General features: G+C 48.0%; 8 protein-coding genes and 2 pseudogenes. 3 read left to right on the top strand and 7 right to left on the bottom strand.

Annotated elements, in window-relative coordinates:
* Positions 1-42: 42 nt before the first annotated feature.
* Together UA76_RS01970 and UA76_RS24280 are read right to left on the bottom strand one after the other, a co-directional pair.
* Positions 43-870, bottom strand: coding sequence for an SPASM domain-containing protein (locus tag UA76_RS01970; RefSeq protein WP_238322137.1), 828 nt, complete (start codon positions 868-870; stop codon positions 43-45).
* Positions 855-1238 carry a radical SAM protein gene (locus tag UA76_RS24280; RefSeq protein WP_238322136.1) on the bottom strand — a complete coding sequence of 128 codons (384 nt, stop codon included), beginning with the start codon at positions 1236-1238 and terminating at the stop codon, positions 855-857. Before UA76_RS24280 ends, UA76_RS01970 begins: the two co-directional genes overlap by 16 nt.
* Before the next feature lie 167 nt (positions 1239-1405).
* Between UA76_RS24280 and UA76_RS01965 the strand changes: the two genes are divergently transcribed.
* The 3 genes and pseudogenes from UA76_RS01965 (at position 1406) to UA76_RS25105 (ending at position 4346) form a co-directional block, all read left to right on the top strand.
* Positions 1406-2869 (top strand): sulfatase family protein, encoded by a 1464-nt coding sequence (locus tag UA76_RS01965; protein ID WP_047042497.1) that lies wholly within the window; start codon positions 1406-1408, stop codon positions 2867-2869.
* 12 nt (positions 2870-2881) lie between these two features.
* Positions 2882-3690: pseudogene (locus UA76_RS24270) on the top strand (sulfatase-like hydrolase/transferase).
* Between the two features lie 8 nt (positions 3691-3698).
* Positions 3699-4346, top strand: coding sequence for a sulfatase-like hydrolase/transferase (locus tag UA76_RS25105; RefSeq protein WP_272945994.1), 648 nt, complete (start codon positions 3699-3701; stop codon positions 4344-4346).
* Positions 4347-4433: 87 nt separating this feature from the next.
* Here UA76_RS25105 and UA76_RS24260 read toward each other — a convergent pair whose 3' ends face one another.
* From UA76_RS24260 to UA76_RS01950, 5 genes and pseudogenes are all read right to left on the bottom strand, one after another.
* Positions 4434-4910 carry a CBM96 family carbohydrate-binding protein gene (locus UA76_RS24260; RefSeq protein ID WP_238322134.1) on the bottom strand — a complete coding sequence of 159 codons (477 nt, stop codon included), beginning with the start codon at positions 4908-4910 and terminating at the stop codon, positions 4434-4436.
* A complete protein-coding gene (locus UA76_RS24255) occupies positions 4793-5347 on the bottom strand; it encodes a polysaccharide lyase beta-sandwich domain-containing protein (protein ID WP_238322138.1) in 555 nt (184 codons plus the stop codon). The genes UA76_RS24260 and UA76_RS24255 overlap by 118 nt, the downstream gene beginning before the upstream one ends.
* A 3-nt stretch (positions 5348-5350) precedes the next feature.
* Positions 5351-7008, bottom strand: a pseudogene (locus UA76_RS24250) (polysaccharide lyase family 8 super-sandwich domain-containing protein); the annotation flags it as partial.
* Positions 7009-7113: 105 nt separating this feature from the next.
* Entirely contained in the window at positions 7114-7377 is a 264-nt protein-coding gene (locus UA76_RS23275; RefSeq protein WP_238322133.1) for a hypothetical protein, read from the bottom strand.
* Positions 7378-7427: 50 nt separating this feature from the next.
* Positions 7428-9107, bottom strand: a complete 1680-nt coding sequence (locus UA76_RS01950) for a polysaccharide lyase family 8 super-sandwich domain-containing protein (protein WP_052771904.1) — start codon at positions 9105-9107, stop codon at positions 7428-7430.
* Positions 9108-9161: the final 54 nt, after the last annotated feature.

Below are 9161 nucleotides of genomic sequence, written 5' to 3'. Positions count from 1 at the left end.
GGTATTAGCTGGCTTTTGTTGTAACAATCAGAGTAACCACGATCACAGGAACTTCTGATAATAGGTCGCAGGAATATTTCGCCTCACGCATTCCCCCATGGCACGAAGGTATGGTCGCAGATGGGAAAAGAAGGCGTAGTAGCCGGCACAAAGTACGTGTTTGGCATCAATGGCAAGCTCTCCCTCATCATTGATTCGTTGAGCGGGACAAGCACCATTGCACAGATCTCTTTGGTCACATCGCATGCAGTGAAGCTGGCTGCCAATCGGTTTGCGGGTGGAAAACTGCTGCTGGATCGGCGTCTCTATTAAGTCGGGATAATCTTTCTGCTTCAAGTTACCCAGTTTGAACTCAGGATAGACAAAATGATCGCAACTGTAGACGTCGCCATTATGTTCCATCACGATATTGTCACCACATTGAGGCGAGTGGACACAGATGTTCGACGGCATACCTAAGCTCATGCCTAACGCATTATCAAAATGGCTAATGAAGATTTTGCCAATATCCGCTTCACGCCACGCCTCGAATACGTCAATCATAAACTGACCAAACTGAATGTCCGACACGCTGCGACTCGAAACGCCTTTACCCTTTTCAGGCTCAACAATGGGAATAAACTGGATAAACTGAACGCCTAAGCTTTTGAGATGTTGGTAGACACGTCGCCCATGTCCACCATTGTGGTTCTGAATCACCGTCAACACATTAGTTTCCACTTGATGACGTTGCAGTACTCTCAAACCCTCAATCACTTGACGATAGCTGCCTCTGCCCGCTTTGGTTTTTCGGTAGTAGTCGTGCAGCTCTTCATCACCATCAATACTGATCCCAACTAAGAAGTGGTTTTGCTTTAAAAAAGCCCCCACTCGTCATTAAGCAAAACACCGTTGGTTTGCAGGGTATTGAGGATGCGCATTCCAGGCCGTGCATGTTTACGTTGCAGCTTGACCACCAGTTTAAAGAAGTCGATACCACGTAATGTTGGCTCGCCACCTTGCCAACCGAACGTCACTTCTTGGCAACCTCTCGGTTGGCTTTCAATGTAGTTCTTGATGTGTGCTTCTAACGCTTCATCGGGCATGTCGAAGCGACGCGTTTCTGGATAATACTCGGTTTTATCCAAATAAAAGCAGTAGTCGCAGTCCAAATTGCAGATCGGGCCAATAGGTTTGCTCAACACATGGAATGGTCGTTTCGCCCTCACTTTACTTGTGGCAATGAGTGTCGATTGCATCTGTTACTTCCTAACTGCTGTTTTTAAGTATCATACAACTGTTTTTGAATATCTCATCATAATATTTAAAACACCTTTTCATATTTGTATTAATTGTGATCTGTTTTGCAAATTAAAACATCGTTTCAATATATCATCTAGCCATCAAAATTCCCGAGAAAGCTGAGATGAAACGCCCAAACCTCTTGTATGTGTTTCCCGACCAGTTTCGTCTGATGTCATTAGGTATTTGGCAAAATCCTACTTACTCAGCGCACTTGTCGGGCAGGCCAGATCCTGTCACCACGCCAAATTTAGATACCTTTGCCCTCACCGCCACTAGCTACACCAATGCAGTGAGTAATTGCCCTGTGTGCAGCCCGCACCGAGGCAGCCTGATGACGGGCCTATACCCCAACAAAAGCGGTGTGCCTTTAAACTGCAACTCCGATCGTCTCTGCTCAGACTTACCGCAAAGCCAAACATGCTTTACCGATATTTTGTCCCAAGCTGGCTATCACATAGGCTATATCGGCAAATGGCATCTCGATTTACCAACGGCTAATGACCCAGAAAGTCCGGGGCGTTTTGTTGATGCTTATTTTGTCGAAGGGGAGCAACCCGCTTGGGATTCGTACACCGAGCCGAAACGTCGTCACGGCATTGATTACTGGTATGGCTACGGCACTTTCGATCAGCACACCAATCCACACTATTACGACTCGCATGGTAAACGGTATGAGCCGAAGGTTTGGTCGGCCGAACATGAAGCGGACAAAGCGATTGAATACATCACCAACCAATCTGGTGTCAGAGACGATAGCCACCCTTTTGCGCTGTTTGTCTCTATGAACCCACCCCATAGCCCTTACAACAGCTTGAAAGACTGCCGAGAAGCAGACCTTGCCCTATACCAAGATAAAGGTACGAATTCGCTGCTGGTGAGAGAAAACGCTGATTTGGAGTTGGAAAAAGCCAAGTCGGCACCCTATTACTTTGCCAACGTGTCCGGTGTGGATAAAGAGTTCGGCCGCATTGTTGATGCGTTAAAGCAGACTGGTGAATGGGAAAACACTTTGGTGGTGTTCACCAGTGATCATGGTGAAACCCTGTGCAGCCATGGGTTAGAAGACGCGAAAAACTGCATCTACAACGAGTCGTTCCAAGTGCCCTTCCTCGTAAAATCGCCGCAGCAAAATGAAGCCGATATCGCTACGCAGTTCATCTCTAGCCCCGATATTATGCCAAGCATTCTTTCAAAATTGGGACTCTCTGACCAAGTGCCAAATACGGTGCAAGGCGAGGCGCGCTTTGAAGCGAGTAAAAATGGCTATGCACTCTATTTCCGCAATCTGGACGGAGAAAAAGATCATCTTGGTAAAGTCATTGATTACTTCCCGCAAAGCCGCGGTATTAAGACCGAGCGTTACACCTTGGCATTGGAAGTCAGCCCAGAGTATCAACTAACCAAAACACGACTGTTTGATGATCAATCCGACCCTTATCAGCGCCACCCGCTAGAGCTAGATGTTCAAAACCCCGCGTTTCAGTCACTACTGCGTCAATTGGCACAAGGGCTGACTCGAATAGAAGACCCTTGGTATCAACACCAAGTGCTGTCACACCTTATTCCTTACAATGAAGTTAAATAGACAGGTATTGTTATGAACGACACTCAACAACCGAATGTCATTATTATCTACGCCGATGACCTAGGTTTTGGCGACGTCTCTTGCTACGGCGCCAACGATATTCCCACTCCCAATCTCGATAAATTGGCCGATCAAGGCATTAAGTTTCACCAAGCTATGCCACCGCAGCCACCTGTACCCCATCGCGCTACAGCCTACTAACGGGTAGCTACCCTTGGAGAAATCCCGATGCAGCCGTTCTGCCCGGCGACGCACCTCAAATCATCGGCATTCACGACCACACACTGCCAAAAATGCTGCAAAAGGTCGGCTACACCACAGCGATTGTGGGTAAATGGCATTTAGGGCTTGGCGATGGCAACCTCGACTTCAACGAGGAAATCCAAGGTACACCCAATGATGTGGGTTTTGATCAGTCCTACATTATGGCTGCTACCAATGACCGTGTGCCATGTGTCTACATCGACAATCGACAGGTAGATAACCTCGACCCGAATGATCCTATCGAGGTGACTTACGATTGGAATCAAGCCTACCCAGATGTGCCGAATGGCCGCTTCCACCCAGAACTCCTCGATGTCATGTACGACCATGGCCATGACGGTACTATCATCAATGGCGTCAGTCGCATTGGCCACATGCGCGGAGGCAAGCAAGCGATTTGGAACGATGAAACCATGGGCGAAGTGTTCGCCGAAAAAGCCATCGAGTTTATTGAAGAGAACCATAACCAGCCTTTCTTCCTTTACTACGCAATGCATCAGCCGCACGTACCAAGGATCCCGAACCCGAAGTTTAGAGGAGCAACCCCCACGGCGTGAGAGGCGATGTGATTGTTGAGATGGATTGGTGCATTGGACAGGTATTAGACAAGCTGGAAAGCTTAGGTATTGCCGATAACACCATTGTGATCTTCTCAAGTGATAACGGGCCAGTACTTAACGATGGGTATAAAGATGACGCCATCGAACTCAACGGCACACACAAAATGGCAGGGCCACTGAGAGGCGGTAAATACAGCTTATTTGAAGGCGGCACTCGCGTCCCATTTATCGTCCGCTGGCCTGCGCAAATCCAACCCGGTGAATCCGAAGCCCTAGTGAGCCAAGTGGATTTCTACCACACGTTCGCCAAGCTGACAGGTTATCAGCTGAGTGAAGAAGAAGCGCCTGATAGCCAAGATATGCTAGATGCCCTAACGGGCCAAGATCCTCTTGGACGCGAATCGATGGTGTTGGAAGGTATGCAGTACAAGAAGGTGTTTCGCAATCGCGATTTCGCCTACATTCCACCCCATGACGATGATTTTATCTGCCAATATACCGGCAATGAAAAAGGCTGCATGAGCGCACCGCAACTGTTTGACCTTCACGATGACGAGGGCCAGCTCAATAACATCGCCGAGGACAAGCCCGAGCTAGTTCGGTCTTTGTCGGCGGAAATGATGAATGAGATAGAGAAAGACAAAACGCGCTAAACTCCCAGAAAATAAATATAAAAAACGCCCATAACGGGCGTTTTTATCGGAGTGAACACTCGCTTTGTTACAAGAGAGGCACTCTAGCTAAGGAGTAATGACTAGCTCAGGCGCTAATCCAGACTCTCGACTGGAGAAACTGACATCGCCTTTGCCATCGGCCACGCCCGGATTTTCGATCAAGAAGCTGTTCACACCTTCAGTCACAAGATCCGTCACATCTACTTCAATCCAACTGCCCTTATCTTGAGGGGTTATCGTCAATTGGCTACCCACCGTTTGAACCACAGGCAGAGAGTTCCAGCTGATGTTACTTTCCGTCCAATTTGCCTGTGCTAGACGAGAAAATTGTACTTGTCGCTGCACCGCTGTGTTGACGTTCTTAACATGTAATCTCAGAACTGCTTTAGTCGTTGCAGTCAAGGTTTGCCCACTCAGTTCGAAACTCAATACCACTTTACGGTTGTAACCTGTGCCATCTTTCTTGACCACCAAGAAGCTGTTTTTGCCAAAGCTCTGGTTTGCATAACTGCCGTCACGAACAAATGCATCAGCGCCGACCATAATCGTAGCTGCTGCGGTTCGATCACCGGATTGGAAAAGTCCACACTGTGGCTTTTACCTAACTCTGCTTTCAATGCTGAAGTCACCACGCTGGTTACAAGGTCCAAACCTCCGCCACTGTAGCTCACCTTCACTTGCGTGCCATAGCCCGGTGTTGAGAGCGTGATTTGAGGTTGAACCTGTGAGCTATCGACCACCAGCACGCTTGGTTTGTCGACCGTCACAACCGCACCGTTAGCCAGTGTAAGACTGCCAGCTTGGTAGAAAACAATGCCTGTTGTGTTCAGCCCAGTATGATAGACAGCCTGCACTTTATCGGTATTGGTTAAGATTTGAACTGGATTACTTTGCGCGTAACTTGCTGTCTCAGTTGCTGTTTTCTCAGGCACAATCTGATACGCATAAGACGCCGATGTTGGCTGCCAGCTGTGTCCCATTCTTAACATGAATACACCGTCTGTGATTTGCGCGTCCGACCCACCATTGTTGATCGCTTTCCAACTGCCAGTGTTCTGGCGATTGTCCATATGCCCATACCAGTAGTTCGGGAAAACATAACCCACGCCGTCATGGTGTACCCAATTGGCATTAACGATTGCTCGGCTGCTTGAGTGAACACTTGATCATCCACAGTCACATCACCGTTCAATCGAGTTTGGTTGACTGTGGTGCTAACATATTCTGAGCGTGTCGAGCGTATCCCTGCCCCTAACGCGACCAGCTCATCATCAAAGCTAAACCATGCTTTTTTCGCTTGAGTCGACCATACATCCATATCCATGACCGCTACACCATGACGCCCATTTGAGGCACTCCCCACAAACGTAGTTTGCATTTCGATTTGCCCCCAGTCCTTCGGTTTTTGAGCAAAGTGTGGCGCGGTCACACCTGGGATTAGCTTCCAGTCCCAAACCGGGAATAGGTTATGGTACTCATCGCCCCTTTGCATGATGAAAGTGCTACCAAAGCCTAACCAGTTACCAAGTAGGTTTTCACCGTTACCCGCCTCGGTCGGCTTGATGCGCGCCGAGTTCATTTTGATACCGACAAAATGGCCACTGCCAACTTTGCTCGCGTAGTCGCTGCGCCAGAAAGATTTGAAACCTTGCAAGCCAGATGGGCCACCATGCAGGTGCATATTAAGCGCTTGCGTCTCTTGCGCTCTTTGCGGTGCCAGTGCCTCAATGTACTGAGTTTGCTTAATAAGAGGCGCGTTGTCTAAAGTGGCTTCACGGCTGATCCCTCGCCCCATAACGTTGTAATCCAATGTTCCGTGAGATTGCATCCAACGAACGCCATCGAGTAGGTAACTCCCCAGTAACGCTTCTCGTTCAGGTGCAAAGCGCCACGGCGTGTCTTTCACGTGGTAAGCCCAAAAGGATGCGGTATCGAAAAACACTTCTCCATAGCCGCCCGTATAGAGTTGCGGACCATGTTGCTGGAAGGAAAAGTCGGCTTGAATGCCTTCGTCTTCCGTCACGACAATAGTCTCTTCAATCCCAGTCAGACCGCTTTGCAGCCTCACTTCATCATTACCAAGCAAGCCACCAAAAATGACCCCTTTTGAAATATCGGTGCGATTGGCGCCGGTTTTATAAGGCGCACTTGGCATGTCACTCACGATGTTTTGCTTAAGATCCGCATCCAGAGTGGCGCCAAGCATAATCGCCGACGGGCCAAGGAAAAGCTGTTTACCAATTTCGTTCCACCACCAATTACTGTTGGAACGTGCAGAGCTATACCAAAAGCGAATTGCCTTGTTGGCCGCGGTTGCCGCAGCTGCATTGCTGTTTAGATGGTAGTCGGCAGCAAGAATACGAATTCGCGCAATATGCTTGCGAAACTCACTGCCGGTAGTGGAAATGATCGAGTAATCAATGTCTGCCCAACTGCCGTCTAGGCCTTGATCATTGATGTATGTCGTTGATAGTTGGATTAAGTCTTGCCCTTTCGATGCCACAGCAGTTTGCTCACTTTGAGCAAACTCTGGAGCGACTTGATTGGAAAGTTGCGAAATTGAGCCAGCATTTACAGATGCGCAAACACTACTTAAAACGGCTATCGCTAAGGTTGATTTCACGTATTGAACTGTTTTCATAGTTTCTCATTATTGGTTATTTACTGGGTTAATCAGCGCTTCGGACAGTAACCAATATTTTTTTGAAAAGTAATTCCAATTTTATGAGAATGTTATTTTGATCGGCTATTTTTTCGCCTTTTTTGTGAAAGGTGCGAGGGTAAGCACAACGGATTCACCTAAATGATGAATACCAGATGGCGTGATAATTTTTGCTGAATACTCAATTAATTGCTCACTAAATGTCAATTTTACCGGCACACCCGCTCCCGGAGTTGAAAGTACCACCTTGACTAAATCATTTGAGTACTTCCATTGCATGACACAAGGCTTATCCACTTCAACCCAAGCATTATCATTCAAGTTGAAACGGCCTGCTTGATAGAACACTGCACAGTAGGTTTTTCCATACTTAACGAGCTGCAAAGTGGCACTATTGGCTAGGATCTCGACATTTGGGTTGCTCGCATAACGCTTTGTTCTGTTAGCAGTGGTTGCCGGTAAGATGGCATAGGCGTATCCATCATTATTAGGCAAAGGCCATGATCAATGGTTAATCTCAGCACCTCTTTGAGATTATCTCTATTTTCCAAGTGCCGATTGATGCTATGCCATTTTTCGCTTCGTAATGAACGCTCAACGTTGATTGGGCGATGATCAAGGCTAATGTAGCCACACTGATTGTGATAAACCCATTCCGCTGAGTTGGGTAATTGGCCGCCCACTTCCACTTCTCCTTCTAGCCAACACTGATTGAGCGTTGTGGCTAATGGGAGTTCAGAGTTAGCGCTTATTCCTGCACCCAACGCAACCACTAAGCCATCAAAGAAGAACCATGACTTCAAACCGTGGCAACCATCCTTTTCCAATTCAAAGGTCATCACGCCAGATCGCCCATCACTGACACCACCCGCCCAATGCGTCACCTGTTCAACTGATCCCCACACTTTGGGAGCTCGTTCAACCGCAGGGGTGGTGACGCCTGGAATAAAACGCCAATCCCAACAGGGAAAAATATCGTGGTACTCCTTACCAGTCACAGTGATATTCATGCTGCCAAAGCCGAGCCAGCCGCCTTTGAGGTTTTCTTGGTTGCCTTGCTCAATAGGTTCTGTGCGACATGAGTTTGCCTTTACCGTTACGCTATAGTGAGCGCTCACTTGAGAGCAATAATCGGATCGCCAAAACACTTTAAAACCTTGGTACGGATAGGCCTCAAACCCTTCATAGAAGCGTCGAATGGACTCTAGCTGATTTCGGGTATGCGGAGCCAATGATTGAAGTCGCTGAGCTTGAAATGCCAAGTTACGATGATAATCGCGTTTTTCCAGATAGGGCTTCGCCACAGAGCGACCACACACGTTGAAATCAAACTGCCTACTGTAGGTCATCCACAACGTCCCTTGCTCAAAATAGTTGAGCAGTTGCTGCTTATCGGCATCGATAAACTGGAATGAACTCCCTTCACAAGCATACGCCCAAACCAGCGCCACATTAAAAAACGACTCACCATAACCACCATTGTAGATTTGCGCGCCATGCTGCTGATAAGAGTAATCACGCTGAATCCCTTCATCAGAGGTCGTCTGCAACGTAGTTGCCAGTTGACGCATCGCCTTCGCAAGCCGAGCCTGATTTCCTTCAAGCAGAGCGCCTATCGCCACACCATGACAAAGGTCGGCCAAATTAGCACCTGTCATGGTTGCCTTTTTGGGCATGTCTAGGGCAATTCTCTTTAACCAATTCGCATCCAGATCATCATCAAGCAGCAGCGCAATATTTCCTAGAAGCCTTTGCTTTCCAATTTGATTCCACCACCAGTTCCAGTTGTTCGGATTCACTTGATACCAATGGTAGAGAGCACAACTTAGAACGCTTTTGACATAAGGCTCGCGCGCGTGATTTACCCGATAGGCAATCGCCAGAACCCGCTCTAGATACGTCCGTATTACCTCACCAGACTCTCGACCTTTTTTCAGATCAACATCAGGCCAGCCCTGGCCTCCAATGAAAGTCTCAACCCAATGCTGGCAAGACTGTGGACAATAATTCAAACGGTATTGGTCGATAAAGGTGCGAGTCAGTCGCTCGCGGATGGTAAGCAAGTGTTGAGATGTCATAACGTTATCTAGCTGAACAGGTTTACTGGGTATGGGGCTGTAAATGCGCGGTAT

The sequence above is a fragment of the Vibrio mexicanus genome, from assembly GCF_001012815.1.
Taxonomy (GTDB): domain Bacteria; phylum Pseudomonadota; class Gammaproteobacteria; order Enterobacterales; family Vibrionaceae; genus Vibrio; species Vibrio mexicanus.
Note: the sequence above shows the minus strand (reverse complement) of the source record. Positions and strands in the feature narration are given on the sequence as shown.

Excerpts from the sequence above, each read along its gene's own strand:
- UA76_RS24255 (WP_238322138.1), bottom strand. The coding sequence starts at position 5,347 with ATGGGACACAGCTGGCAGCCAACATCGGCGTCTTATGCGTATCAGATT.
- UA76_RS01950 (WP_052771904.1), bottom strand. The coding sequence starts at position 9,107 with ATGACATCTCAACACTTGCTTACCATCCGCGAGCGACTGACTCGCACC.
- UA76_RS01965 (WP_047042497.1), top strand. The coding sequence starts at position 1,406 with ATGAAACGCCCAAACCTCTTGTATGTGTTTCCCGACCAGTTTCGTCTG.
- UA76_RS24280 (WP_238322136.1), bottom strand. The coding sequence starts at position 1,238 with ATGCAATCGACACTCATTGCCACAAGTAAAGTGAGGGCGAAACGACCA.
- UA76_RS24260 (WP_238322134.1), bottom strand. The coding sequence starts at position 4,910 with ATGGTCGGCGCTGATGCATTTGTTCGTGACGGCAGTTATGCAAACCAG.